The 25,466-nt window shown below is 73.1% G+C and carries 17 protein-coding genes; 9 read left to right on the top strand and 8 right to left on the bottom strand.

The genetic code is table 11. From position 1 onward, the window contains the following. Positions 1–353 precede the first annotated feature (353 nt). The 4 genes from RM479_RS12565 to RM479_RS12550 all read left to right on the top strand — a co-directional run bounded on the left by RM479_RS12565 (position 354) and on the right by RM479_RS12550 (position 5,281). The gene (locus RM479_RS12565) at positions 354–1,643 is read left to right on the top strand and encodes a DUF2786 domain-containing protein (protein ID WP_311511906.1); all 1,290 of its coding nucleotides are present in this window, start codon (positions 354–356) and stop codon (positions 1,641–1,643) included. Positions 1,644–1,800: 157 nt separating this feature from the next. Beyond that, entirely contained in the window at positions 1,801–2,586 is a 786-nt protein-coding gene (locus RM479_RS12560) for an RNA ligase family protein (protein WP_311511905.1), read from the top strand. After that, entirely contained in the window at positions 2,570–3,709 is a 1,140-nt protein-coding gene (locus tag RM479_RS12555; protein ID WP_311511904.1) for an AAA family ATPase, read from the top strand. The genes RM479_RS12560 and RM479_RS12555 overlap by 17 nt, the downstream gene beginning before the upstream one ends. A 246-nt stretch (positions 3,710–3,955) precedes the next feature. Beyond that, entirely contained in the window at positions 3,956–5,281 is a 1,326-nt protein-coding gene (locus RM479_RS12550; protein WP_311511903.1) for an MFS transporter, read from the top strand. Here RM479_RS12550 and RM479_RS12545 read toward each other — a convergent pair. The 3 genes from RM479_RS12545 to RM479_RS12535 all read right to left on the bottom strand — a co-directional run bounded on the left by RM479_RS12545 (position 5,193) and on the right by RM479_RS12535 (position 8,049). Continuing rightward, entirely contained in the window at positions 5,193–5,777 is a 585-nt protein-coding gene (locus RM479_RS12545) for a hypothetical protein (RefSeq protein ID WP_311511902.1), read from the bottom strand. The genes RM479_RS12550 and RM479_RS12545 overlap by 89 nt on opposite strands. After that, on the bottom strand, positions 5,774–7,696 hold the full coding sequence (locus tag RM479_RS12540) for a tetratricopeptide repeat protein (protein WP_311511901.1): 1,923 nt from the start codon (positions 7,694–7,696) through the stop codon (positions 5,774–5,776). The genes RM479_RS12545 and RM479_RS12540 overlap by 4 nt, the downstream gene beginning before the upstream one ends. 173 nt (positions 7,697–7,869) lie before the next feature. Then, complete coding sequence (locus tag RM479_RS12535) at positions 7,870–8,049, bottom strand: FXSXX-COOH protein (protein ID WP_311511900.1); 180 nt, start codon at positions 8,047–8,049, stop codon at positions 7,870–7,872. A gap of 259 nt (positions 8,050–8,308) precedes the next feature. On the opposite strand from RM479_RS12535, the gene fxsT reads away from it, so the two are divergent. Beyond that, a complete protein-coding gene (gene fxsT / locus RM479_RS12530) occupies positions 8,309–10,828 on the top strand; it encodes an FxSxx-COOH system tetratricopeptide repeat protein (protein WP_311511899.1) in 2,520 nt (839 codons plus the stop codon). A 95-nt stretch (positions 10,829–10,923) separates the two neighbouring features. Here the strand turns inward: fxsT and RM479_RS12525 are convergent, their stop codons facing one another. After that, a complete protein-coding gene (locus RM479_RS12525) occupies positions 10,924–12,246 on the bottom strand; it encodes an HEXXH motif domain-containing protein (RefSeq protein ID WP_311511898.1) in 1,323 nt (440 codons plus the stop codon). Next, positions 12,247–13,473 (bottom strand): FxsB family cyclophane-forming radical SAM/SPASM peptide maturase, encoded by a 1,227-nt coding sequence (locus RM479_RS12520; RefSeq protein WP_311511897.1) that lies wholly within the window; start codon positions 13,471–13,473, stop codon positions 12,247–12,249. A gap of 472 nt (positions 13,474–13,945) precedes the next feature. On the opposite strand from RM479_RS12520, the gene RM479_RS12515 reads away from it, so the two are divergent. Then, complete coding sequence (locus RM479_RS12515; RefSeq protein WP_311511896.1) at positions 13,946–15,523, top strand: hypothetical protein; 1,578 nt, start codon at positions 13,946–13,948, stop codon at positions 15,521–15,523. A gap of 188 nt (positions 15,524–15,711) precedes the next feature. Here the strand turns inward: RM479_RS12515 and RM479_RS12510 are convergent, their stop codons facing one another. Next, positions 15,712–16,167, bottom strand: coding sequence for a GNAT family N-acetyltransferase (locus RM479_RS12510; protein WP_311512076.1), 456 nt, complete (start codon positions 16,165–16,167; stop codon positions 15,712–15,714). A gap of 1,089 nt (positions 16,168–17,256) precedes the next feature. On the opposite strand from RM479_RS12510, the gene RM479_RS12505 reads away from it, so the two are divergent. Together RM479_RS12505 and RM479_RS12500 are read left to right on the top strand one after the other, a co-directional pair. After that, complete coding sequence (locus RM479_RS12505) at positions 17,257–19,209, top strand: hypothetical protein (protein ID WP_311511895.1); 1,953 nt, start codon at positions 17,257–17,259, stop codon at positions 19,207–19,209. Between the two features lie 169 nt (positions 19,210–19,378). After that, a complete protein-coding gene (locus RM479_RS12500) occupies positions 19,379–20,524 on the top strand; it encodes a hypothetical protein (RefSeq protein ID WP_311511894.1) in 1,146 nt (381 codons plus the stop codon). A 711-nt stretch (positions 20,525–21,235) separates the two neighbouring features. On the opposite strand, the gene RM479_RS12495 is transcribed toward RM479_RS12500, so the two are convergent. Further along, positions 21,236–21,832 (bottom strand): histidine phosphatase family protein, encoded by a 597-nt coding sequence (locus tag RM479_RS12495; RefSeq protein ID WP_311511893.1) that lies wholly within the window; start codon positions 21,830–21,832, stop codon positions 21,236–21,238. Positions 21,833–22,124: 292 nt separating this feature from the next. Here RM479_RS12495 and RM479_RS12490 point away from each other — a divergent pair, with 292 nt between their 5' ends. Next, entirely contained in the window at positions 22,125–23,081 is a 957-nt protein-coding gene (locus RM479_RS12490) for a hypothetical protein (protein WP_311511892.1), read from the top strand. A gap of 27 nt (positions 23,082–23,108) precedes the next feature. Here RM479_RS12490 and RM479_RS12485 read toward each other — a convergent pair whose 3' ends face one another. Then, a complete protein-coding gene (locus RM479_RS12485) occupies positions 23,109–25,163 on the bottom strand; it encodes a hypothetical protein (RefSeq protein WP_311511891.1) in 2,055 nt (684 codons plus the stop codon). Positions 25,164–25,466 lie beyond the last annotated feature (303 nt).

The raw sequence follows: 25,466 nt of genomic DNA, 5'->3' as shown, positions 1-25,466 counted from the left end.
ACCTTTCCTCGACGGGCACCCGATACCACGAGAGGGCGAGCCCGGATTGGGAGGTATGGCGGACTTCAGGCCCTCTATCAGCTCTTACATGATGTTCCGCACGTATACGCGGAAGCCACTCGCAGGCGCCGCTGACCGGCGATGTCGGGCCCGGCGCGCCGGGTTCCGCGTTCGGCAGGGAGCATTTCCCCTGGCGGGTGAAGTGATACGGGACACTTTCCCCGGCAAAGCCGCCGGCACGCCCGCCCGGATGTTTTTCCCGGGTATTTCCGTTCCCTCACGTGCGGGGCGGGTACGCGCCGCTCGGTAGGATCGTCCACCGATCACACGACACCGCGACCGAGGGGAACACCGTGGGCGGCAAGAGGCGACGAACGGCCGGGCGCCGCGACCGGACCGTCCCCGACTGGGACGGTCCCTCGACCGCGTCGTCCCCCGCCGAGATCGTCACCGAGGCGGTCGACGCCCTGGTGATGGGGCGCGGTGGCGACGGCGTCGACCTGGCCGCGGCCCTGCTCGCCGACACCGAGGACGCCGCCCGGGTCCGCGACGCCGAACGGGCCCTCACCGAGGCGCTGCGCGACGCCATGACGTCGGTGTGGGCGCGCGGCTGGCAACCCGCCGAGACCACGCGCCGCGTCGAACGCCTCCTCGGCCCGGCCGCCGCCGCGGTGTGCGCCCACGCGATCACCGCCGACCTGGAGCGGCACGCCCCCGCCACCGTGGCGCCCGACTGGACCGCGCAGGCGCGTGCCCTCGACACCGTCGGGGATCCCCTCGCGCACCTGGCGGACGCCCACGGCCTGCTGCGCTTCGAAGCCGTGGAACAGGTCCTGCGCACCCTGGCCGGACTGCGCGTCCTACCACCGTTGCAACGCCTCGTCGACCCGCCCGGCGCCCACCGTCCCGGCCGGGCACGCCCGACCCGCGCACGCACCGAGGTGGACCGGGGCAAACTCGCCCGGGTGCGGGCCCTGCTGGCCAAGGCCGAATCGACGGAGTTCCCCGAAGAGGCCGAGGCGCTCAGCGCCCGCGCCCAGGAACTCATGGCGCGGCACAGCATCGACCGGGCGCTGCTCGACGAGGACGATCCGGAGTCCTCCGAGGCCGGGCACGCCCGGCGGCTCCCCGTGGACGCCCCCTACGACGAGTCCAAGGCCGTCCTGCTGCACGAGGTCGCCGAGGCCAACCACTGCCGGGCCGTGTGGCACCGCGAACTCGAAATGTGCACGGTCATGGGCTTCCCCGACGACGTGGACGCCGTCGACCTGCTGTTCACCTCCCTGCTGGTGCAGGCCGAGACCGCGATGCGGGCGGGCAGTTCGGCGCGCGACCGCTCCGGGCGCAGGGCGGGGAAGGACTTCCGCTCCTCGTTCATGTCGGCGTTCGCCGTGCGCGTCGGGGAGCGCCTCACCGAGGCGGCCCGCACCGCCCGGGAGGCCGTCCAGGCCGAGGCCGGCCGTGATCTGGTCCCGTTGTTCGCCGCCCGAGAGCGCGAAGTGGAACGGGCCGTGGCACAGGCCTTCGGCGAACTCACCTACTCGCGGGTGCGCGGCCCCTACAGCGAGGACGGGTGGAACGCCGGACGGGCCGCCGCCGACGCCGCCTCCCTGGGATCGCGCCGCCCCGTCACCGGACGCTGATCCCCGGCGGCACGGCACCGGGGGACGCGCTCGGCGGCGGTGCCCTCGGGACCGCCCCGGTGCCGTGCGGCGGTGACCGACCGGGGCATCCCGGTGCCGTGCGGTGCCCGGGAAAATCCCTGGCCCGGTGACCCGGCGCCACGCTAGAACGGTCCTCATGCACAAGTACCCGCGGACCCGGCACATCCGGGGATCACGCCTGCAACCCGGCGACCGGGACCTGTCCGCGGTCCCCTTCTCCGCCCTCGCCGGACGGCACCTGGTCGTGGAGGAGAAGCTCGACGGCGCCAACGCCGGCATCGGCTTCGGGCCCGACGGTGACCTGCGCCTCCAGAGCCGCGGGCACTACCTCACCGGCGGCCCCCGCGAGCGCCAGTTCGCCCCCTTCAAGGCCTGGGCCGCCGCCGTGGCACCGCGCCTGCGCGAGCGGCTGGGCGACCGGTACGTGCTGTACGGCGAGTGGATGTACGCCAAGCACACCGTGTACTACGACGCCCTCCCCCACCTGTTCTGCGAGTTCGACGTCCTGGACACCCGCGAGGGCGCGTTCCTGGACACCCCCTCACGCCGGGCGCTGCTGGCCGGCCTGCCCATCGTGTCGGTGCCCGTACTGCACACCGGGCCCCTCCGCCGGGTGAAGGACCTCACCGACCTGGTCGGCCCCTCCACCTGTCGCACCCCGCACTGGCGGCGGTCCCTGGAGGAGGCCGCCCGCGCGGGCGGGACCGACCCCGCCCGTGCCCTGGCCGAGAGCGACGGCTCCGACCTCATGGAGGGCCTGTACGTCAAGGTCGAGGAGGGCGGGCGCACCGTGGACCGCTACAAGTGGGTCCGCGCCGACTTCACCACCGCCGTCCTGGACTCGGGGACGCACTGGATGGACCGGCCCGTCATCGCCAACGGCCTGGCCGACCCGGAGGTGCTCCATGCGAACGTTCACTGAGTTCACCGACCTGTGCCCGGCCCCGCCCACCTGGGACCTCGACTGGGACCGGATCCGCGACGCCCTCCCCGAGGTCCGCGCCCTGGAGGGGGTGGAACAGGACCCGGTCCACCACGCCGAGGGGGACGTGGCCGTGCACACCCGCATGGCCTGCGAGGCACTGGCCTCCCTATCCGAGTGGCGGGCCCGCCCCGCCGACGAGCGGGTACGGCTGTTCGCCGCGGTGCTGCTGCACGACATCGCCAAACCCCTGTGCACCCGACGCGACACCGACGGCAGGGTGACCGCCCACGGCCACTCCCGACGGGGCGACCTCATGGTGCGCGGCCTCCTGTGGCGGATGGGCGCCCCCGTCGCCTGGCGCGAGCACGTGGCGGCGCTGGTCCGCCACCACCAGGTCCCGTTCTGGGCGCTGGAACGCCCCGACCTGCGCGGCATCGTGTTCCGGGTGAGCCTGACCGCGCGCAACGACGACCTGGCGATCCTGGCCACCGCCGACATCCTGGGCCGGGACTGCGGGGACGCCACCGAGGTGCTGGAGAACATCGACCTCTACCGCGAGTACTGCGCCGAACAGGCCTGCCTGGACCGGCCGCGCGCCTTCCCCTCCGACCACGCCCGGTTCCGCTTCTTCCAGCGCCCCGAGCGCGACCCCGACCACGACGCCTACGACGACACCCGGATGACCGTCACCGTCATGTCCGGCCTGCCGGGGGCGGGCAAGGACACCTGGATCGGACGGGAGCGCCCCGGCGGGCCGGTGGTGAGCCTGGACGCGATCCGCGGCGAACTGGGGGTGCGGCCCACCGACGACCAGCGCCCGGTGGCGACCGCGGCCCACGAGCGCGCCCGCGAGCACCTGCGCGCGGAACGGTCCTTCGTCTGGAACGCCACGAACGTGTCCCGGTCGATGCGCGACCGCTGCACGACCCTGGCCGCGGCCTACGGCGCCCGGGTCGAGATCGTCGCGGTGGAGGCCCCGCCCCGGACGTTGCGCGCCCGACTGGACCGCCGCCCCTCCCCGATCCCGGCGGCGGTGGTGGACCGTCTGGTGGGCCGGTGGGAACACCCGGACCCCACCGAGGCCCACCGGCTCACCCTGGTGGACACGGGAGGCGCCTGAACGATCTTCTTCATCGGCTGTTGACGTGTTACGCGCACGCACGGACCCTCATCGCACTAGGCTGTCGCCGTCCCACTGCGGCGCCGGCGGGGAACACACGGCCGCGGCGCCGCCTCACGGCCCATCCGGCCACCGAGGCAGGTAGGAGGACGGCAGCCCGGGAATGCCATCGGATTCCCGCACGCCGTCGGACAACGACGTCGACTTCCTTCCGAGAGCCATGCCCGAGAACGTCACATGGACGGGGTGACCACCGAGACCCGCGCGGTGGCCTCGCCCCCCGTCCCCGAGAACACCGCCGTCCGGACCCCGTGGCGGCGTCACTTCGCCCTGTTGTGGAGCGGCGGGGCGCTCAACGGCCTGGGCACCATGACCTTCACCCTGGCCGTGCCGCTGTTGGCGCTGGCGCAGACGGGTTCGCCCGTGACGGCCGCGTGGATCGCCGTGGCGGGAATGCTCCCCCGCATCCTCCTGCACGCCCCTGTCGGCGTCCTGGTGGACCGGGTGGATCCGCGCCGGGTCATGATCATCGGCCAGGCCGGGCGTCTGGCGGTGACCGTCCTCCTGGTGCCCCCCGTCCTGCTGTGGAACGCACCCGTCTCCCTCCTCATCGCGGCCATGGCGGTGCACGGGATCTGTTCCACGCTGTTCGCCACCGCCGCCACCACCGCGGTGCCCCACCTGGTGCCCGAGGAACATCTGGCCGAGGCGGTGGGCAGGAACGAGGCCCGCGCCCACGGCACCCAGATGACCGGACGGCCGCTGGGCGGCCTCCTGTTCGGCCTGGCCGCGTGGGCGCCCACGGCGTTCAACCTCGTGATGTCCTCGGGCGCGCTGCTGACCGCCCTGTTCCTGCCCCGGCCGGTGCGCCCCGCCCCCGTGGACAGGGGCGGGGAACGGGAGCCGTTCATCGAGGAGTTCCGGGCGGGCTTCCGATGGCTGTACCGCGATCGCCTGCTCAGATCGGCCCTGATCGTGTGCACCATCACCAACGCCCTGTTCCAGACGGTGTGGCTGCTCATCATGTCGACGGTCACACACGAGGGTTTCCCGCCCGTGCTCATCGGCGTGGTCCTGGCCGCCACCGGGGTGGGCGGCCTGCTCGGATCACTGCTCGCGCCGCGTCTGGTGGGGCGTTTCCGCCCGGTGCACATGATCGCCCTGTGCCTGTGGTCGTGGATGCTCCCGCTGGGCGCCCTGGCGGTGGCCCACCACCTCGATCCCCGCTGGCTGATGGCCACGCTCCCCTTCACCTGGGGCGGCATCGGGTTCGTGGGAGCGCACATGAACGTGACGGTGGGGACCTATCACGCGACCCACGTGCCCCGGAACCTCCTGGGCCGGGTCCTGGGGGTGGACCAGTTCTTCGCCCAGGGGGCCATGCCGCTGGGGCTGGTGTGCGGCGGCCACCTCCTGGAGGCCTGGGGACCGGGACCCACCAGCGCCCTGCTCGCGGCGGCCAACGGGGTGATCGCACTGGTGTTCACGGTACTGATGGTGATCCTGAACCCTCCTCGGGCCCGGACAGGGAACGCAACAGTCGCCGTAGCCCCCGATCCAGGTCCGCTTTGACGAGTTCGGCGCTCCCGGTCTCGGCGCGTTCGGAGGTCACTCGCACGAAGACCCGGTCCACCGTCGCCACCAGCTCCTCCGCGAAGACCGCCGCCTCCGCGGGCAGCACGCCCCGCAGCCTCTCCAGGGCGGTGAGGGCCGCCAGGGCGTCATCGGGAAAACGGTCCATGAGGTCGGCCAGGCTCTCCCGGCCCGGCCCGCTGGGCCCCATGAGCCGAACGTGCAGTATCCACCTCCCGGTCATGGCGAACCTGAGCACACTCGCGGCAGCCTCACCGATGAGGGCGCGATGCGCCTCCTCGGACCGGAGGCCGCGTTCCCGCTCGAACCGGTCACGTTCTGCTTCGAGCGCGTGGCGCGCCCGCTCCCGCTCGGCCTTGACCGCCCGCCCCCCGGTGACGGCCGAGGCGGTGATCGTCGCCGTCGCCGTGGTCACCCCCGTGATCAGGGCGACCAGGACGGTGGGGTCCGACCATTGCGCCAGGACCGACGTCACGCCTCCTCCGACAGTCGGGCGGCGGTGGACACCTGGTGCGGCGGCAGAGGCGGGTGATGCGCGCTCACCGCCCGGGCCGCCAGTCGGGCGGCGAGATCGCGGTCGCCCCGCAGACGGCGTACCCGGGCCGCGCGCAGCAGGACCGGACCGCTGTCGGCGGCTTCGACCAGGGCCTCGTCCAGCTCCTCCGACCAGGTGCCGACCCCGGCGAGGGTGGCCTGGGCCAGAGCGCGGGCGGTACGGGTGGAAGGGCTCTCCGGTGCCTCCAGGCGTTCGAGGTCGCGCAGGGCGGAGACGGCCTCCCCCTGATCCGCGAGGATCTCCCCCCGGGTGCGGCGGGCCTCGGCGTTGGCACCGTCGCGGGACAGCACCCGATCGAGGACGTCCAGGGCGGATTCGGCCTGGCCCGCCTGCCACAGGGCCTGGCCCAGGCCGGTCTGCATCCCCGGGTCGGCGCCGGCCCGACCGGCCGCCACCGCGAGGGCGTTCAGGGCGGCGGGACGGTCACGGGCCAGCAGCAGGCAGCGGGCTTGGGCGAGCAGGGCGTGGCCCACGGCGACGCCCTCCCCCAGGGAGGCCCGGAGTCCGGCAGCGTCCTGGTACAGACGGGCCGCCGACGGGAAGTCCCCCTCGTGAAAGGCCAGGTCGCCGAGGAGGGAGATGATCCTGGCCCGATCGCGGGGCCGGGGTGGCGGCTGGGCGGCCAACGCCCGACGGGCGTGCTCACGGGCCACGGGGAGGTCTCCCCGCGTCCGGGTGCGGCAGGCGAAGGAGAAGTGCGAGGTCGCCCCGCGGGGGACCTCGGGGAGCGGATCCGGAGAGGTCAGGGGACCGGTCAGCCTCGGGTGGCGCACGAGGTAGGTGCCGTTGGCGTGGTGTCGGCCGACCAGGTGCCGGTCCTGGAGGGCTCGGGCGGCGTCCTCACCGCCCCGGAAGGCCCGCGCGCCCTGTTCCCCCGATTCGAGGACGCGGGCGAGCCAGGCGCGCAGCGCGCGGGGGGAGACGAGGCACTCGGCGGCCGTCTCGGCCACGGCGCGCGCCGTATGGGCGTGCAGGGCCCGGTCGGTGTCGGCGGTCGGGTCACGGGTGAGCGTGCGGGCTCCGGCGGGCAACGCCTCCCACAGCGCCCGTCCGACCACCTGGAGCAGGCCCGGGTCCACGATTCCGCCCCGATGGGGCGTTCCGGGGACGGGGAGGCACAGTTCCTCGGCGAGCAGCCGTCCCTGCCCCGGCTCCAACCGGTGACCCACCCGGTCCAGGGCCAGATCGACGGCCTCGGCCGCCGCCCGTGCCGTGAGGGGGTGCAGTGGGATCTCGGCGAACCGCACGGTGTACTTGTCGAGCAGGCGGCGCAACTCGTCCCAGTGGTCGGTGCGCACGACGAGCAGCAGGCGCAGCTCCTCGTGCCCGTCCAGGCAGGTGAGCAGCTCCTCCAGCAGGTCGCGCCGGTGATGTTCGCCCGCGCCCCCCGGCCGCAGGAGGAGTTCGACCCGGTCCAGGACGGCGTACACGGGGATCCGGCGGCCATAGCGGTCGGTGCGGGAACGTGTGCGCAGCAGGTCCGCGACAGAGCGCCCGGGCGGTCCCTCGGGGTCCCAGGAGGAGACCAGGGCGCGGCCGTAGGGGTTCTGGTCGGGCAGGACGGCGGCGGGGAACCCGGAGTCCAGGCAGAGGTCGTCATGGGGCAGGACGTCGCCGCCCCTGTCGGTGATCCCGGGAACGGCCCCCGCGCGCACGAGGGAGGTCTTGCCCACGCCGGTGTCACCGTGCAGGACGGTGAGCCGATGACCGTGCCAGGCCGTCACCAGGGCGGCGACCTCCCGTCCTCGTCCCAGGAAGAACGGCCGATCCCGGGCACGGAAGGGTCGCGGGCCGACGAACGGCCCGGGTCGGTCGTCCCACCCGGCGGTTCGTTTCATGACAATGGCTCCCGACCAGCGAGAACGAGAAATCGACAAGAGCAGGAACGACAATGGGAACGCCGTGGACCACAAGGAGAACAATGCCCCACGCAGGCATTCTCACCTGGAACAATGTGCGCGGTCCGCTCGACGAACGCCGCACACCACGGGAAATCCGACCTGGGAACGACTCAGGCCTTGTCCCCTTCGTTGGCGAAGGAGGCGACGATCTCACCGTCGGCCTCTCCGGCACCCAGGACGGACCCGAGCGCACCGATGATCACAGACTCCCCGAAGCATTCCAGGTCCCTTAGCGACAGGCCCTCAAGAGATACCAGGGCGAGGTCGCCGCCATGTTGCACTGCCGTCACAGTCCTCTCCGTTCCCACCCGTCCGGAGGGCGGCGAGCCATCCTCCGAAACGTTTTTTCCGACTACTTCCTCGTTGAGGTTTTTACCACGCGACTGTCGCTCCCTAACATGATCGCCTACCCTGAAAACCACCCGGTCCCGGAAGCACGGAAAAAGGAATGGTGACACGGACGAGGCATCAGGACCGGATGCGGTAACGGTTTTCTGGTGTGACGGATGTGAAAACGGAGGAAGCCAAGTGGCCGATGCGCAAGGACCCGTGGGAGGCCGAGCGCCGGGGCGTTCTCCGGAGGTCTGGGGAGGGGTCCCCGGGCGCAACAAGAACTTCACGGGGCGCGCCCAGCAGCTCAACGCGCTCAGGTTCGGTCTGATGAACCAGATCACCGCCGTGGTCCCGCACACGCTCCACGGCTACGGAGGTGTCGGCAAGACCCTCATGGCGGTGGAGTACGCCTACCGCTACCGCCACGAATACGACCTGGTGTGGTGGATCAACGCCGACCAGCCGGGCCTGGTGCGCTCATCCCTCGCGCATCTGGCCCCCCACATGGGTCTGCCGGGGGTGAGTTCCACCGGCATCGAGGAGGCGGCCGAGACCGTCCTGAACGCCCTTCGCAGGGGCGACCCCTACCGGCGGTGGCTCCTCATCTACGACAACGCCGACGAACCCGAGGACCTGCGCGATGTCATCCCGGAGGGTCATGAGACCGGGCACGTGCTCATCACCTCTCGCAATCACCGCTGGCAGTCGGTCGCCGAGACGGTCTCGGTGGACGTCTTCCCCGACGTCGAAAGCGTCGAGTTCCTCAAGAAGCGCATTCCGCGCGGCATCACCCGGGCGGAGGCGGAGGAGCTGGCCGAGGCCCTGGGACACCTTCCCCTGGCGTTGGAACAGGCGGGAGCGCTTCGGTCGGAGACCGGGATGTCCAACCGCGAGTACCTGAGGTTGTTGGCCGAGCAGCCCGCCTCCCTGCTGCGCGAGGGCGCGCCGAGCGAGTATCCGACACCGATGACGGCCGCCTGGCAGCTGTCGGTGAGCAAGCTCCGGGAGAACCTGCCCGAGGCCATGGACCTGCTGCGCTGCTGCGCCTTCTTCGGGCCCGAACCGATCCCCCGGGACGTCTTCTTCCCGGTGGAGGAGGGCCCGGTCCGCCCGGAGATGATCGACCTGTTGGCCAACCCCATCAAGCTGATCCGGGTCATCGGCCAACTGGCCCGGTACGCGCTCATCCGGCTGGACAACTCCAACCGGACCATTCAGGTGCACCGACTGATCCAGACCCTGATCCGGGCCGAGCTGTCCTCCGAGGAACAGCGGGGCGTGCGCGAGGAGGTGTGGTCTCTCCTGGCCGCCGCCGCGCCGTCGGCGATGAACAACCCGGCCTCCCAGGACCGTTACCTCGAACTACTGCCCCACCTGCGCCCCTCCGGCATCGCCGAGAGCACCCTTCCGGAGGCCAGGGAATTCGCCCTCAAGGTCCTGACCTTCCTGTACACCTCCGGTAACTACGCGATGGCCGAACGCTACGCACACGAGTTCGTCGAGCAGTGGGCCTCGGTGTCCGGCCCCGACGACCCCCACGTCCTGGAGGCACGGCTCAAGTACGCCAACCGGCTGCGCGAACTGGGCCGTTATCAGGAGACGTACGACCTGGACCGGACCCTCCTGGAACAGACGCAGCGCGTTCTGGGCCCCGAACACCGGTTGACCCTGGCCGTGCGCTCGGGCATCGGCGCCGACCTGCGCGCCAAGGGCGAATTCCAGCAGGCCCGCGAGAGCGACGAGGAGACTCTGCGGCTGCACCGGGAGGCGCTGGGCCCCGCCGATCCGGCGACCCTGCGCGCCATGTACAACCTGGCCGTCGACCTCGCCCTGACCAGTGACTTCTCCGGGGCGCGCGACCTGCACGAGCGCGTCTACATGCTGCACAAGCGCCACAGTGCGACCCAGTCCGCCGTACACCTGCTCATCTATCTGCACGGCCTGGCACTGGCCGTGCGGCTGGCCGGGGACTACATCGAGGCCTGTGACCTGGGCGAGGACGCCCTGGCCTACGGTCGCGAACAGTTGGGCGCCGATCACCCCCGGACCCTGCGCACCCAGATCGACCTGGCCACCTCCCTGCGCATGAACGGGGACCTGGAGCAGGCCCTGGAGCTGGCCCAGGACGCGCACTCCCGGCACCTGCGGCTGTACGGGCTCGACCACCCCGAAACGCTCGCCGCCGCCATGTGCCTGGCCAACACCTGGCGGATGCACGGCGCGCTGGCGGAGGCACTGCAACTGGCGGAGGACACCGACCTGCGCTACGACCAGATCTACGGTGCGGAACACCCCTACAACCACGGGTGCACCAGCAACGTGGCTCTGTTGTACCGGATGCTGGGCGACCCGTCGAAGGCGCGCCGGCTCAACGAGGCGTCACTGGCGGGTGTGGAGGAGAAACTGGGCCGCGACCACCACTACGCGCTGGGCATCACCCTCAACCTGGCCAGCGACCTGTCCGCGCTGAACGACACCAAGAACGCCGTTCGCCTGGGCCGGGGCAGTCTGCGCCGCATGCGGGCCCTGCTCGGCGAGGAGCACCCCATGGTCCTTTCCTGTTCGGCCAACCTCATCCTGGACCTGCGCGCGGAGGGAGAGGACGACGAGGCCGACCGGCTGCTCGCTCAGGTGGAACCCCTGTACGCCCGCGTCCACGGCCGCGAGCACCAGTTCACCGAGGCGTTCCTGTCCGGTCGGCGGATGAACTTCGACTTCGATCCCCGCCAACTCTGACCGTGCGCCGGGCCCCCGCCCTCGCCCCGTCCCGCCCCGGTTGAAGGTCGCCGGCTCCTGATGGAGAGAGGCCGTCGTGGAGGGGTCCGAACCGGTCAGGACCCTGAACGGTCGCCGTGGCGTTCCAACCATCGGGCCAGGTGCTCCCGGGCGCCCCGGGCGGCGGCCTCCGCGGCAGCCGTCGGCACCGGCTCGTCCTGCCAGGCCTCCAGGGTGCGGTCGGTGGCCGTGAGAAACCGTTCCCCCTCCGGGGTGAGCCGGCCCGACCCCGCCAGCACCCGGGCGGCGTCCAGGGTGGAACGCCGCCAGTGCGCGAAGTCGGCGTGGGCCCGCTCCGCCCGCGCCCCGGCCACGGTGTGCCGGTGGCGTCTCCAGAAACCGGCCACGCCCAAGTGGGCGTACACCCCCTGGAACAGTCCGGCCGCGGGTCGCGGGTCGGGTCGCCAGGGCGCGTAGTAACGGCTGCCGTCGTCGGGCAGGGTGAGCGGGACCAGGTCCCACAGCGCGGTCATTTTGGCGTGCTGCACCTCGTGGGCGAAGGTGAGCGCCAACGCCACCGGTTCGGGTGGGGTGGACAGCCCCAGGTTCCCGAAGGCGTGCCGGGCGGTCGCGCTGGTGTGTGCGCCGTCCGCTGGCCGGGTGGGGGTGAGGGTGAGGACGGTGTCGACCGTCTCCTCCGCGATCGTCCAGTGGTCCTCCACCAGGATCTCCCACGCCTCCCACAACACGGCACGCCAGTGGTCGACCTCCGGTCCGGTCAGGCGGCGGGCGACGATGTCGGCCCCGGGCATGCGGTCGGGATCCTGGTCGTCCAAGAGCAGGGCCAAGCGGTGTCCCGCGTGTTCGGCCTCCATCCGGCGCAGCGCCTGCCAGCCGGGGCCGTCCCGGTGCGGATCGGTGGGCACCGCCACCTCCCTGTCCCGTGTGGCCAGCACAGCCCGCCCGTCGGCGACCTCGGCCACCGCTCCGGTCTCGCCGCCGACCACGGCCCGGCCCAGGGACACGAGCGGGGCCGTGGGACCGTCCAGGGGGACCTCGATCCGCAGCGTCGTCCCGGCGCGCAGCGCGGCGGCGGCGGCCAGGGACGCCAGGACCGAGACACGGGGGTCCTCGCGGCGCCGCCCTTCCAGAGCCAGCACGGTGCGCCGGGCCCACACCCCGACCGTGGGGTGGCGCAGGGTCGCGGCGACCGACGGGGGATCCGTCTCCTGCGCCGCGACCAGAGCCCACCACGCCTCCTCGACACGTCCGGTGTCGGGATGGTCCGCCTCCCTGGCCGCGTCCAGCACCCGGCGCACCAGCAGTAGGTGCTTGCCGTACTGGGCGGCGCGCAGGTAGGCGGTGGCCTTGGTCCCCCCTCCTCCCACGGCCAGGGCGTCGAACACCTCGTCGGGAACGGTGGCGGGGGTGGTGGGCATTCAGTGTTCTTCCCGGATGCGGGCCACGTCGGCGGCCACGGCCTGGTGGACATGGGTGATGAGCCGGGCCAGGTCGGCGCAGTACACGGACGGGTTGCGGAACCCCGTGCCGTTCCGGTGGCGGTGCGGATAGAGCCCGCCCCCGCACACCCGGACCAGGGGGCACGCGACGCAGGTGTCGCTCAGCGCCCGCAGGCCGATCTGCCGGGCGACGACGCCGGGCGTGTACAGGGCCTCGGTGAAGGGGTGGGTGAGGGTGTGGAAGGGGGTGCCGGCGGCGCCCTCGGCCACGGCCTTGAGGCTGTCGACCTGTTCGACCGATCCGTCGGTCTCGATCACCACCATGGCGGCCGGGGAGAGCCCCACGGACTCGGTGCGCGAGGGGGAGCCCAGGACCAGCCGGATGATCTCGGTGAACATACGGATGTCGGTCTCCCGCACGGGCGCCCCGTACCAGCGGTCGAACACGGCGGTCAGCCAGTCGCCGTAGGGGGTGCCCTCCCCGGTCAGGCCCGGTGGCGGTGTGTCCCAGGTACCGTGCGGGAGGAGGAAGTCGACGCCGGGCGGGTCGAACTCCAGCAGCGCCTCATAGGTGGTCACGGGGTCGGATTCCAGGTCGACGGTGGCCAACAACCCGGACAGCAGATGCCGGTGACGGCGGGTGAGGCGGTCGAGGGCGGCCCGGACCTCGGCGTGGGTGCCGCGTCCGTTGGCACGGCGCCGGTGGCGGTCGTGGTCCTCCTCGGCACCGTCGACGCTCACCCCGACCCGCACGCCCAGTTCGTCGAACAGGTCGAGGAAGGCGTCGTCGATGAGGACACCGTTGGTCTGCACGCGCAGGGAGACGTGGACGTCGGGTTCGCAGGTCTTGCGGAGGGCGTCGGCGACATAGCGGATGTGGTCCGCCCCGGCCAGCAGGGGCTCGCCGCCGTGGAGGATGACGTCCACCCGGGAACGGCCGTGGGCCCGGGCGTGCTCGGCGATCCGTTCGGCGACGCGGTCCACGATCGGTCGGGCCATTCGGCGCGGTTGGCGTCGCCAGCCCTGATCCGCCATTTCGTACATGTAGCAGTAATCGCAGGCCAGGTTGCAACGGCTGTGGATCTTGAGGATGAACTGGCGAAAAGGGGTGGGACGCCATCCCTGGGCGAGCAGTTCCTCCACGTCGAGTCCGGCGGGCCATTCCGCCTGGTGGGAACGGACTGTCGTGACAAGGTCGTCGGTCACGCGGCGCCCTCCTGGGGCGAAAGCACACAAAAAGGGGGAATAGGACCGATTCCCTTCCCTATGTGCTCTTATGCGAGCGGGGTCAAACCTTGCTCTCGGACGGTCCCTTCCTCTGGGGCCGGCCCGGGGCGCGTTCACCGGGGATGATCACGGACGCGAGAACGACGCCGCCCGCTGTTTCGTGGGAACGGTTTCCTCACGTTCACACTCTTTCCCCGCCGAGGCCGCACTGGACGGTGAGCCGGGCGCACGGATCGGGGCCCTGCCGACGGGCCGGCCTCCCGTGTCCCGTCGAGGACGGGACGGCAGGTGTACGGAGCGGCGGTGGAACGGATCGCCTCCCATGTCGACGGGCCGGGGGTGAGCGCCGATCCGGACTTCTCGATGGCCGATCGACCGTCTCGGGGTGGGACTCCGACGCGATTTCGGCGTTCCCGTCTCCGGCGGTGAGGGGCGCGGTTACCCTGACATCGTGAGTACCACGACTTTCGGTGGGGAGACGGTGACACAGGGCATCGCCTCCGCTGTGCGGGGATGCCTCGATGGGGCGCGGGACACCGGCACCGTACCGGACGCCGACGCTCTGACCCTGCTGCTCACCGCGCACCTGGAGCTCGGCGCGCCCGAGCCAGGGGACTGGTACGTGGACGACGTGCACGAGGTCGCCCGCGTCGTGCGCGCCGGCGCGCGCCCCGGCGGCCCCCGCCACCCCGGTGCGCTCCGCGACACCGCTGTGCTCCGCTCCACCTGGCTGGCCTGGTGCGATCACCTGGTGGACCAGGACGGCCTGGTCTCGGACGAGAGCCCTCGCCGCCTCCGGTCCGCCATCGAGGAGGTCGACCTGACCGTGGGAGGGGACCGCGCCCCCGTCCCCGCCCCTGCGGGCGCCGAACCGCTCCTGGACCGGCTCGACGGCACACCGCCGCGACCGATCGCCCCCGCCGAACCGGGCGACCTGGACGACGCCGCACGTCAGTGCCGCACGCTGGCCGATGCCGCCCGGCTGACCGTCTGGGTCGATCGGGGCCGGCTGCTGCGCCCCGATTCCGAGGGCCGCGACGCGCTGTGCGCCGAGGACGTGCCGGCCGCAGCGGCCCATCTGGAAGCGTCCCCGGCCGAGATCGACCACCTGTTCTCCGTCGCCCGCTCCGCGCGTCTGCTGCGCACCACCTACACCCGGGTCCTGGCCGGACGCGCCGCCTACGCCTGGTCGGCCGGTGTCCCCGGAGCTGTCGCCGACGCCTGGGCCGACGCGCTGCCCGCGATGACGGCCGAACACGGCACCACCACCCTGTTGGCGCTCACCGATCTGTTCCTCCTGGGCCGGGAGCGCGCCCCCCGCCAGATCACCGCCGCCTACCGGGGCCGGGACGGGATCGACGAGGAGCGGGTGCGCGTCGCCCTGGAACTCCTGGCCGACCTCAAGGCGGTCCACCGGACCGACGGGGGATTCCGGATCGGCCGCTTGGGCGACCACTGCATGGTGCGCCGGCTCCGACGGGTCGGCGTCCCGGTACGGGTGACCCGGGCGATCGCCGACATGGACGCCCACGAGGTGCTCTCCCTGACCGAGGAGGGGCGTCCGACGGACACCGGGGACCTCCTGCACCGGTGGATCGAGGGGCGGGACCCCGACACCGCCGCCGGCGCCCTGTTGGAGGCCTCCACCGCCCCCGGGGCCTGGCACCGCCGCAGGAACGTCACCGAACTGCTCGCCCGGCAGGGGGTCGATCCGGAGACGACCCTGCGCCCCCACCTGGACCACCCCGTGCTCGGCGGATGGGTACGGCGCTTGCGTGCGACCGGTGAGGAACCACCGACCTCACGGCCCACGGCGTGGGCCCTGCTGGACGACTACGCCGTACTGGTGGAGGCGGGCCTGCCGCTGCCCGTCCGGGACCGCGAACGGTTGTCCCCCCACGCCGAACACTTCGTCCGTTCCGTACGGTCGTCCGGCCACCCGGCCGCCGACACGGTGCTGGACCGCCTGGCCGACGGGGAGCTGGGGCTGGTCCTGGCCCGGGCGGCCCGCCGGGCGCGCTCGGTGTGAACACGGCACCGCGACGCACACGGCACCGGAACGAACGCGGACGGGACGCGACCTCCCTCCCCCTCCGAGGGAGGAAAGCCCGACCACCCGCCACGGGACGGTTCCGCGCAGCCGGCCGCCTCACGTCGGCGGTTTCACGGCGAACGCGGACGCGGCGGGGACCGGCCCCGCCACGGCCCCCACGGTGTTCAGTCCTTGAGCACCAACTCGTAGGTCGACAACACGACGTCGGGCAGGGGCGACCAGTCGCGCTCGGGAACCGGGACGAACCCGCGGGCCCGGTACACGTACTGAGCGGAGAGCATCTGCGGTTGCGTGGACAGCAGCAACCGGGAGACGCCCTCCTCACGGGCCCGCTCCACCAGCGCGTTCACCAACGCGCGCCCCACACCCCGGCCTCGCGCCTCGGGCGCCACCGCGAACGCCCGCACCTCCGCCTCGTCCGCGCCCCGGGCCACCTCGCTCTGCGGTGACCAGGGTTCGAACATGATCGTCCCCAACAGACGACCGTCGTCCTCGGCCACGAGGACCTCGCCGTGGCCGTCGGCGCCCAAGAGCCGCAACGCCTCGACGTAGTCCGGGTTGACATCCAACAGTCCGTCGGCCGTGTAGGCGATCACCCGCAGCTCGCTGACGGCGCTCATCTCATCGGGAAGTACTCGACGCACGATCATGGTCGACATTCAACATGATCGAAGGGGGAGACGTGTGCGTTCGCCGCGCCTCCCAAGACGCCGAAAACGTCACCGTGAGTGACTTTTTACGTAGGTTCATCCCCTCTGTCGATCTCGCGTTCTCGCTGTTCCACCCGGACATCCCCGCCGGCCGGGGGTTTGCGGCCATCACGCGGCGCGTTCGGAGGCACGCCGCGCAGGAACCGTTGGGCCCGCGACCAACGGTCGGTGCCCGGCCCGGCCGGACGGTGATCGCCGGGGTCGCCCGACCGCACCGGGCATGCAGGGAGCGGGTCCGTCCGTTCCCAGAACGTCGCCATCGGCGGTGGCCCCGACCGCACGGACGGGGCGCCACGGGAACGGCCCGCCCGGCGCAGCAACTCCCCCCGTTCGAGGCCCCGCCACGTCAACAGCAGGTACGGGTCGGCGTCGAAGACCCGCGCCATCTCCGTCACCACCCCGCGCCCGTGGGCGCACCCCGGGACAGGACACGAGCAGGACACGTCGAGCGCCGAGGGATCCCGGGGGAAGAGAACGGCGCGGTGCCGCTCGAACACCCCGGTCAGGGCCACCGGGGCCCGCCCGAGCAACACCGCCTCGCGCAGACCGCGATCGGCGGCGACGGAACCGAGGATCCGCTCCCGCCCCGTCCACGCACCGCCCCAGGTCCTCGGGCGGCAGGGCGTAAGGGTGGGGCGGCACACGGCGACGGGAATCGGTGACGAGGGGCAGGGTGGCGTCCATTCCCCACACGTACAGTCGATCGTTGAACCAGAAACCCTCGACGATGTGCTGTTGGAGCACGCACCCCAGTCTGATCGGACAGCGCGTACCGCGTGGGGCTTTCCCACGACCGGCGTCCGACCCCGTCGAACACCGACGGCATCGTCGCAGGTGAACGGATATCCGGGAAAACAGGTCCTGGATTTTTGATTTTCGATCCGGCCCGACCCGAGATTCGATAGAGGCAGGGACCGAAAAGGTTATCCACAGGCCTCCGGCGGCGATCCCCCGCTCATGCCACCATTTCCGGAAAAGCCCCTCCGGAAGGCGCAGGACATGATCACCGACACCGGACACCCTCCCGTCATCCGACTCCTCAGCGACACCGCCGTCCTGGCCCGGGGAGGCTGCCCCGCCCACCGCCGGGTACGCGCCGACCTCGCCCTCGGTCCGGCCCCTCACCGACCGGGCGAGGTGCCCGCGCTCGCCCTGAACGCCGTCCTCGACCTGGTCGAACACCGGGGTCGGTCGTTGGAGCGGGCCTGCGCCCACCTGCCCGCACCGGGACGCCCCGCGATCTCCGTGCTGGGCGAACGGGTACCGGCCGTGCACGACGGGGTGCGCGCGTGGGTCCGCCACGCGGCCCGCACCCACCTCGCCGCGACGACGGGCCGCACCCCCGTCGCCGACTTCTGGGTGCGCCAGTACATGCCCGAACCCGGGTCCCGCCACCGCCGCCCCTACGAGGTGCGCGCCGCGGGGCGCTGTTACACCGACGGGTCGGTCAGAGAGCTGTGGGCGCCGAGCCCGGGAGGCCTGCGCCGGCCCCTTTCCCCCGACGCGGGGGTCGCGGTCGCCGCCTACGTCCTGGCCACGGGGTCGCCGGTGGACCGGGACGCCTACGCCGCCGATCCACGGCGCTACCACGACGGGGCCCCTTACCCGATGCGCGGGCGCGGCCGGCCACCGGAACGGGTGCGGGTGATCCAGGTGTCGTGCCTGGACGGCACGACGGCGGTCCGTTTCGACGGCACCGCCGACGAGGCCGGGGAACTGTTCGCCGCCAAGGGACGCGAGGGGTTGCGCGCCGCCCTGGTGGGCGGGGCACGGGCCCCGGGCACGGACTGCCTGACCTGCGGGGTCCGCCGCGGCTGCGGGCGGCTGCCCCGCGCTCCGGGGCTGCTGGGCTCCTCCGGCGGTGAGCGGCGGTCGTGGTCCCCGACCCTCGCCCGCGAGTTCGCCCTCTGCCCCGCCCGCGCCCACTTCCACGCCCTGGGCCTGCCCGCCGTCATCGACCGCCGTCCCCCGACGATCACCCCTCTCCCGCCCCAGTCCCCGCCCGACCGCGGCGACGGTGGAAGCGCCGCCGGTGTCGTCCCTCCTCCCGGGGGCGCGGACACGGCGACCGCGCCCCCGGACACACCCGAGGCGCCCGGCTCCCCCGGCCGTGGCACCGGACGGACCATCGTGCGCGTGGACGGGTCCGGAACCGTCGAAGGACGGACCGGAGGAGTCCGTCGCGACGTCGTGCGCGCGGACGGCGCGGAAACGGACGGGGGTCCGTGGACCGGCCGTCCCGGCGCTCCCGGCCGTACCGGCGGTTCCGGTGGACGGGGGTCGGCCGGGGTGGTGGCGGAGCTGGTCCGAGCCTGGTTGCGGCGGGCACACGACCGGCTGCCCCGGCGCGCATGCGAACCGGCCGACCTACCCGTGGACCCCTCCCGGTGGGCCTGCGCGGGTCGACGCCTGTTCGGCGACCGTGCGCGGCGGGCCGCCGCGATGCTCGCCGCCCACATCCCCGTCTGTCCGCTGCGCGACCTGCCCGCCGGTGACCACGTGCGCTCCGGTCCGACCCTGACCGCCGACGACACCGACGCCGACGTGCTCGTCGTGCACCGCGCCGACGTCCTGCACCACCGACGCGGTTCCTGGGTCCACCGCACCGTCCTGATCGCCGAGGACGGCCCGCCCGAGGCCCGGGGGCCGGAACTCTTCGCGGATGATCCGCGGGCCGCGCTGGGGGTGCTGTTCTTCGCCGCGGGGGTGATCGCCGCCGGCCCGGAACCGGCGGTGGAGATGGAGATCCTCACCCCCGACCGCGCCCGGGTCGACGTCGTCGACCCCGCCTCGCCACCGGTCCTGGCGGCGGCCGAGCGCACCGTCCGCGCCCTGGTCGCCCCCTGGCACCGGGACCGGGTGCACGCCCCCGCACCCGGTCCCGCCTGCCGGACCTGTCCCTATCACCCGTGGTGTCCCGCATCCGAGCGGGAGGAGGGCGCGCCGTCGTGACCCCGCCCCGCCCGCACGCCCGCGCCCCACCCCCGCGGTCGGCGCCTTCGGCGCCCGCCCTATACCGGATGTGAGCGCTTGAGGGAGCGATTATTCGGATTACGGGTCACCCGCGGTTTTCCCACCGACGGAGACCCCCGCCCACGCGAATCCCGCTAGTCTCCTTGCCATGACGCAGCACACCGCGATCGACGGGTCCACGGCCCCCGATCAGATCCCACAACCACGGTTCCACAGGCCCAATCCGGACCTGGCCGCGGCGATGGAATGCGTCCGTTGCCAGGAGAACGGTGTGACCACTCCGCCCGGTTGGCCGCCCAAGCCGCCCAGGCGCAGGGAGGGTCCGCCGCCGCCGACCCCCCACCCCAACCGGGAACTGCCCATCAGCACCCGCAAGATGGACTTCCTCCGGGACGTGTGGACCTACGTCGCCTCGAAACCGGTGGGCGGTGACCCCGACAGTCGTTACCTCGCCCTCGTCTGTGCTCTGCGCGGTGCGATACGCGGCAAGGTCTACCTGCTCGGTCAGGACATGCGCATCCTCCGTCTGGAGGACCCGCACGCCGCGCTCAGCGACCTGATCGCCTCGGGCTGGCTGGTCACCACCCCCGAGCGGGTGATCGATTCCCACCCCTCCGACCCGGCCCTGTGCGACCTGCCCGACGTGGAGGGCAACCCCTGGGACGTCGGACAGGGGATCCGTTCCCGGGCCTCGGGATGGGTCGCCCGGTCGATGGGGCACAAGAAGATGCGCAAGAAGCCCAACCGGCTCCGTCTCGTGGGCACCTACCTGGCCGCCCGCGCCGAGCCGGGCGGCCGCATCCGGGTCCCCCGGGTGGAGGTATCCGTGGCGTGCGCGCTCTCCGGCCCCGACGAGCTCACCGAACTCCTGGAATGGCTGGCGCGGATCGAGTGGATCGTCTCCGTCCGCGACGACGGGGCGATCGTCGAGGCCCGACTGGGTGAGACCACCGCCTGGCTGGCCCCCACCGCGCCCCCGCCGCCGACCCCGCCCCGGGTCTCCCCGGCCACCACGCCGCTGAACGTATCGGTCGCCGAACGCGCCGACCGCCTGCTCGCCGAGCGCGCCGCCGAGGTCGCCCACTGGGTGGACGGATACCGGGCCGCCCATGGACACGGCCCCAGCTGGTCGGCCGTCTCCGAGCACTTCGGTTGGCCGCTCCGATCGGCACCCGACCACGACGTCACCCAGGAGATCTTCGACCGCCTGGGACGCGACGGATGGCTCGCCGGGTTCGGCGTGCCCTTCGGGCTCAGACCCGGCGAGGCGCTCGACCGCGAGAACGCCGCATAGACCTTCCCCGAGCGGCGGCGCCATCACCTCCGGTGCCGTCGCCACCGTCGGCCTCGCCCTCCGGCAGCCCCCGCGCGGAGGGCGGGCCGAGGTGGCGGGGTCCTCCATGTCCCCCGTTCATGGAAGGCCCTGCCACCAACGGTGTGCGCACCGTGCCCCCGCGGACACGGTGCGCCGACATGATCCTCCGCCGTCCCCCACGGGAACCGACGGCGGATCCGGCCCCTCTCACCCGAGGGGGGCCGCCGGCGGTCGGAGCCTTCGTGTCCCCTGTTCACGAGCGGGCCCGACCGTCCCCGTCCCCCACGGGATCACGAGGCAAAAGGTTCCAGAGTGGCCTCATGTGGCCCCCTGAGGAACCGGTGACGTCGGCCTCACGTCTGAACCAACAACCGACCCCGCACAGAACGCGGGTGTCGACTCCGGTCCGTCGAGCCCCGAGTTTCCCCTGCTCACCCCTGACAGGACCGCCCCCTCACCGGGGAAACGGCACCAGGCCACCAGCCGCCTTCGGTGCCGTATCCGTCCGGTCCTGACCGTCGGTGGGAGATCCGTCCCTCCCCCGTCCCGGTCCTCCGGACCCGCGTCACGCGCGGCCTTCCCGCGCACCCCCGCCCCCGCCTCGGAACGGGGGACCACCTCCGTGAGGCGACCCGCCCGAGCACCACCCGATGGGGCGGTCGGAATCCCCCGGCCTCAGTCGGCGCAAGCTCAGGGCATGAGGTTCCACGAGGTGATCACCGGCCGATCGTGTTCGCGGCCCAGTGTGCACACCGCCCCTGTGCCCAGGGAGAACAGCGCCCCCGCCCGGCCGTCCAGCCCCAGCCAGCGCGCCGTGAGCACCCGCAGCACATGCCCGTGCGCCACCAGGACCACATCGTCCGAGCCGGGATCGCCCACCCCCTCGGCCGACGACGCCAGCACCCGATCGACCCGGGCCGCCACCTCCTCCACCCGCTCACCGGGATGGTCGGCACCACCGGGGACCACCCCGTCGCGCCACAGATCCCAGCCGGGCCGCTCCTCACGGATCTCGGCGGTGGTGATCCCCTCGTACCCGCCGTAATCCCACTCCCCCAGGTCCGGGTCGACCCGCGCGCCCGTGAGCCCGGCGAGCCCGGCGGTCCGCACCGCACGGCCCAACGGGCTGGTGATCACCCGACCGATCGTGCGCCGGGCCAACAACGGCCGCAACGCCTCCGCCTGACGCTCCCCCTCCTCCGTCAACGGGACGTCCGTGAGCCCGGTGTGCCGCCGCGTGCGGCTCCACTCGGTCTGTCCATGCCTGACCAGTACCAGTTCACCCATGCCCGGGTTCGTGCCCCGACCGCCCCTCCCGCACTCCGCCCGCGCCGAGGGGATCCCGACGACCCGCGGCGCGGGCGGAGATCGGAGTGCGCCCGGTCGCGCACGCCGCACCGGACGCCCCGGCCACCTCGCACCGCGACCTCGAACGGCCGCACGTCCCCTACGCCGTCGCGACCGCGATCGACCCGCCTCCGACACGCCGCGCACCACCACCCCCGACCCCACTACCCTGGTGTTCCGTGCCGCCCGCCCGGGGCGGCGCCGACCCGACCGACGACCCGAACGGACACGCGTGGCCACACACGGTTTCGCCGCCTACCGACTGTGGGCGGCCCCGCCCGGCCGCCCGGACGATCACCCTCCGGTGGACCGCCTCGACGACGAGGGGACCGACCTGCTCGATCTCCTCCACACCGCCGTGCGCGACCTGGAGAGCACACCGGTCACCGACGCCGAACGCCGCTCCCATCTGTCCGTGGGCGCCCACCGCCGGACCGATGACCGGGAGATCGAGGTCCGGCTGGACTACGGCAGGTTCGGCACCCCGGGCACCATCCGCAGCGTCGCCGAGGACAGGGACCCCTACCACTACGGGGCCCAGGAGGCCGCCACCACGCACCTGCGCGCGCTGCTGGTCGTCCCGCAGGGCTGCGCCCACGCGCTGGCGATGACCGAACGCCACCAGGGGCGCGGGGCCGGGACCATCCTGTTGGACCACCTCAAACGCGCCGTCGACGCCCGGCTGGGCGGCCGGCTGTCCCTGCGCTGCGCCCCCCTGTCGGACTCCGACGCCTACCGGCGGTTCCTGGAGAGCGCCCACGCCGTCAGGGTGGAGGTCGTGGAGATCACCCGCGGCGCCGACCTGTTCAATCTGGAGGACCCCCGCCCCATGGGGACCTTCCGGCACGTGCTGACCCCGCCGCCGGGCCAGCGCCATCTGCCCGCCTCGCTGACCGAGCAGATCCTGGCCCGTCGGGTGGACCTGGCCGGGCTGTTCCACCTGCGCGGTACGGACAACATCACCGAGGTCCGGCTGACCCTGCGCGACGGGGCCCGGCAGAAGACGGTGGTCCTGGACGACGGGGGGACCGCCCCGCCCCTGACCCACCTGCTGGCCGAGGACGGCGCTCCGCGCCCCTCCGACGAGGCCGCCTACCGGCGCATGCGCGAGGTCGCCGCCGAGGCCCCCTTCCCGTGGGCCGCCCCGGCGTCCCCACCGCCCGGGGCCCAGGCCGCCCTCTCGGACTGACCGCACGCCGACCGACACCGGGCGCGGTCAGGAGACGGAGGCGGTGCGGTCGTCTTGGGGGACCAGTCCCAGGAGTTCGCGCACGCGCGCGTACCGCGGCCCCTCCCATCCCTCCCGAGCGCACACCTCCGTCAACGCCCGGTCCAGCCGGGCGGCCCGGCGGGCGACCCCGTCCGGATCGGCGTCGGCCAACCCGGCCACCGCGCACCCGAGCACGTACACCACCTCGTCGAACCCCTCGGGCCCGGCCGAGGTCGCCCGCATCCACGACGCCAGGGCGGCGCGCACCCGCTCGTGCGCCCCGAACTCCAACAGCGCGTACCACGCGGCCCCGACGAGCCGCTCGCTCTCCTCGTCCGGTCCCCGCAGGTGCCGTGCCAACAGGACCGGGGTCATGTCGTCGCCGGTCGCCATCAGAGCCTCCAGCAGGCGCACGCCCGCGTCGGCCCGCACCGGCGAGGTCGCCCCGGTGTTCCACGGCAGCGCCCCGCCGATCCATCCCAGCGCCGCCCGCGTCAACGCCGGATGCAGCCCTTCGTACCGGGCCAGGTCGCGCAGCGCCGCCTCGGCGTCCTCGTCCACCTCCACCAGCCACTTCAACCGGGTCAACGCACCCGCCGGGTCCGCCTTGCCGTACTCGGCGCACACCCGGGCCACCACGCGGGCCGTGATCACCGACGCGGGCGCCCGAGCCTCCTCGTACAGGCGCTCGCGCAGCGAACGCGCGAACCGGGGGTGGACCAGCGCCGCCGAGGCCAACGACACCACCACGTCCACCAGGTCCGGTTCCCCGACCCAGGCGTCGAACAACCCCACCAGGGCCCGAGGGTCGTCGCACCGTTCGAACAGGGAGAAGAGCCGGGCACCGATCCGGTGCGCGGTCCCCCCGCCGCGACGCACCGCCTCCCCGGCCGCCCACCGGGTCAGGCCCGCCCGCACCCCCGGGTGTTCGGCCCACAGGTGGTCCAGCACGCGGTCGGCGTGGTCCTCCCTCTCGAAGAACACCTCCCCGGTACCGGTGCGCCGGGCACCCACCCGTTCCAGTGTCGGACCGATGCCGATCCCGTCGATGCCGTCGGTCTCCCGGGGGACCACCCCCCATTCCTCGGCCAGCCCCCGGGCTCCCGCCAGGGCGGTCTGGACCGGTTCCCCCTCCAGCACGGCCAACGCCGCGACCACGACCCGATGCCACACCCCTTCGGGCCCGGTGGCGGCGGCGAACCAGGAGGCGATCTCCCCGCCGCCCAGGTACCGCTCCCGGATCAGCGCCAGCCGCTCCCGTTCGCCCGATCCGCGTTCCCGACCGCGGAGAACGCCGTGCGCGATCCGGGCCAGCGCGGCGGCCTCGGCCGGGGTCGCACCGCGCAACAACCCGTACCCGTCGAGTTCGCGTGCCCAGCGGGCGGCCCGGTAACGGTCGCCCGACAGGCACCCCAGGTGCGCCGCGAGCACCTCGCGCGGTTCCGGTGGGCGCACCCGCAGGTGGGCGGCCCCGGGCACCGGGTCGGCATCCCACTGGCCGGGGTCGGCGATCACCACCAGCGCCGCCCCACCGTGGGCCGCCGCCGACGCGAAGTCGCGGAGCGCCCGCAGGAACCCGTCCGGCAGCGGTCCCGCCCCGGACACGTCGATCAGGTACCCCCGCCCGGCCTCGGGCCAGACCCCCTGGAACGGGTCGTCCTCGTCGATGTCCACCATGAGCGGTCGGACCGTCAGCCCGGCCCGGGTCAGAGCGGCGACGGCCGTGCCGGTCCGCCCCTCCCCGGGTCGGCCCACGACGATCCCGCACCCGCGTTCGCCCTCACGCAGCCCGGAGTGCAACGCCGCGAACCCGGGGCCGTCGCCGACCACGAACGAAGCCGCGACGAACTCCTGGTGTTCGCGCAGCAACCAGGCCAGGCCGACCCGTTCGGAGGGGGCGAGCCGGACGTCCTCCAGCATCAGGGCGCACCACAGGACCCCCTCGACACCGTCGCGCACCGACGACCGGCCGCCGTCGCCCTCCACCGCCGACGCCTCGTCCAGCGGCGAACCGGGAACGATAGGGACGATCTCCTCACCCGAACCCGCTGCGACGGCCACGGACCCCTCCAGAGCGAACCTCCGGACACCCGCACGCGCCCGGCCCACGACGACCAAGGAAGGTCGAGAGAACAGAATCGTAGGCCACGATCATCCGTCGCAGGGCGTTGTGCGCGGATCGGGGCGACCGCACGCGGCTCGGGCCGCGGTGTTCGGTGGTCGGTGCCACGGCGACGGGCGTGCAGACCCCGGAATCGCACCGGCGGGGCACGTCCACCCGGGCCACCGCCCGCCGGTCCTCCGGCTCCAGGACCCGTTCCGCCCGGATCCGCGGCGCCCCTCCGCCCACGGGTCCGGGCCGGG

This window comes from Nocardiopsis lambiniae (genome assembly GCF_031845465.1).
In the GTDB taxonomy this organism is placed as follows: Bacteria; Actinomycetota; Actinomycetes; order Streptosporangiales; family Streptosporangiaceae; genus Nocardiopsis; species Nocardiopsis lambiniae.
Note: the sequence above shows the minus strand (reverse complement) of the source record. Positions and strands in the feature narration are given on the sequence as shown.

Coding starts and splice junctions, on each gene's coding strand:
- RM479_RS12560 (WP_311511905.1), top strand. CDS start 1,801: ATGCACAAGTACCCGCGGACCCGGCACATCCGGGGATCACGCCTGCAA.
- RM479_RS12555 (WP_311511904.1), top strand. CDS start 2,570: ATGCGAACGTTCACTGAGTTCACCGACCTGTGCCCGGCCCCGCCCACC.
- RM479_RS12540 (WP_311511901.1), bottom strand. CDS start 7,696: ATGAAACGAACCGCCGGGTGGGACGACCGACCCGGGCCGTTCGTCGGC.
- RM479_RS12525 (WP_311511898.1), bottom strand. CDS start 12,246: ATGCCCACCACCCCCGCCACCGTTCCCGACGAGGTGTTCGACGCCCTG.
- RM479_RS12510 (WP_311512076.1), bottom strand. CDS start 16,167: ATGAGCGCCGTCAGCGAGCTGCGGGTGATCGCCTACACGGCCGACGGA.
- RM479_RS12505 (WP_311511895.1), top strand. CDS start 17,257: ATGATCACCGACACCGGACACCCTCCCGTCATCCGACTCCTCAGCGAC.
- RM479_RS12500 (WP_311511894.1), top strand. CDS start 19,379: ATGACGCAGCACACCGCGATCGACGGGTCCACGGCCCCCGATCAGATC.
- RM479_RS12495 (WP_311511893.1), bottom strand. CDS start 21,832: ATGGGTGAACTGGTACTGGTCAGGCATGGACAGACCGAGTGGAGCCGC.